The sequence below is a fragment of the Sulfitobacter sp. HI0129 genome (assembly GCF_001635395.1).
Lineage (GTDB): Bacteria > Pseudomonadota > Alphaproteobacteria > Rhodobacterales > Rhodobacteraceae > Sulfitobacter.
The window spans coordinates 1-1170 of record NZ_LWGH01000439.1; the positions used below are offsets into that span (position 1 = coordinate 1).

Here is a 1170-nt window from a genome sequence, read left to right on the forward strand (position 1 = left end):
CTGTCACGCCGGGGGTCGCGGGTTCGAGCCCCGTCAACCGCGCCACCGCTGCCTGAAAAAGGGATCCTCCGGGGTCCCTTTTTTCGTTCCGGCCGCCTGCATTGTGCCGCTTGACGGGTGGGCGGCTTCGGTCTATCCCGACCGCATCGCGCGGTTGTAGCTCAGTTGGTTAGAGTACCGGCCTGTCACGCCGGGGGTCGCGGGTTCGAGCCCCGTCAACCGCGCCACTTTCCCCTCATCGCCACTCAGTCCGCCGGGCTGTCGTAGCTATAGCCCAACTGGCGCTCCAATTCCTCGTCCAGCCGGGCTTGCATGAACCGCCGGCCTGCCTTGCCCATGCGCGCAGGTGTCTTGGGCCGCTCCGGTATGGCCGGCTTGAAGCGGGAGCCGAGGCGTTTGACCACGCGGCGATAGGGCGTGCTGCGCGGGGGATGGCCCATCACGTAGAGCAGGGCGTCCAGCGTCGCTTCCGGCTCGGCTTGCGCCGTCTCCACGCTCAGCAGGAGGCAGGTGCAATCGCGCGACATATACCCCAGCATCGCCCGCATCTTGGCCGTGCGCAGGGCAAAAAGATCCGCGAAGGCGGCCCCGGTTTCGGGATCGCGGTCCGGAAGCAGCGGCCCGCCCAGGGGGCCGGCCTGCATAGCGGCGGTGAAGTAGCGCGGTCGGTCTACCACCGTTTCCCAGGGCGCGCGGATGAAATCGCCGAATTCGAGTGCCTGCAGCTCTGGCGGCGCGTGCCAGGGCTTGCGGTGCATGGAAAGCGCCCAGTCGTCCGCGCGCCTTGTCATGCAGATCACGCCGAGGTCCGCGGGAACCGGCGCCTCGCGCGGGAAGCCGTGTTTCCAGCCCAGATCCGTGGCCGGGCGCATGGATGAATTGCGCCCCAGCAGACGGGAGACGAAATTGGTGCCCGAAGACCGCTCGCCCAGCACCTGATAGCGCGCCAGCGGGGTCGGTGCGCGCCGGTTCGCGGCAAAGCCCGCCTCTGCGAAGTCCTGCGGAATCAGTGGGTTCATCTGTCACTCGTTCGGGCGGCCCCACCTTTCATGGCAAAGCGGCAACGGCGCGGCGCGGGCCGCAATTTGCGATTCTCTTGTACCAGCCGCTCCTCTAGGATGCGAGGCAGGCATGGGCAATTTCGGGCAGGTGTGACGATGCAGACGGCGG

At 67.6% G+C, this 1170-nt stretch carries 1 protein-coding gene and 1 tRNA gene; one reads left to right on the forward strand and one right to left on the reverse strand.

Annotated elements, in window-relative coordinates; genetic code table 11:
• Positions 1–150: 150 nt before the first annotated feature.
• Positions 151–227 (forward strand) — tRNA-Asp (locus A3764_RS11905).
• Between the two features lie 18 nt (positions 228–245).
• On the opposite strand, the gene A3764_RS11910 is transcribed toward A3764_RS11905, so the two are convergent.
• Positions 246–1019, reverse strand: coding sequence for a hypothetical protein (locus A3764_RS11910; RefSeq protein WP_236628181.1), 774 nt, complete (start codon positions 1017–1019; stop codon positions 246–248).
• Positions 1020–1170: the final 151 nt, after the last annotated feature.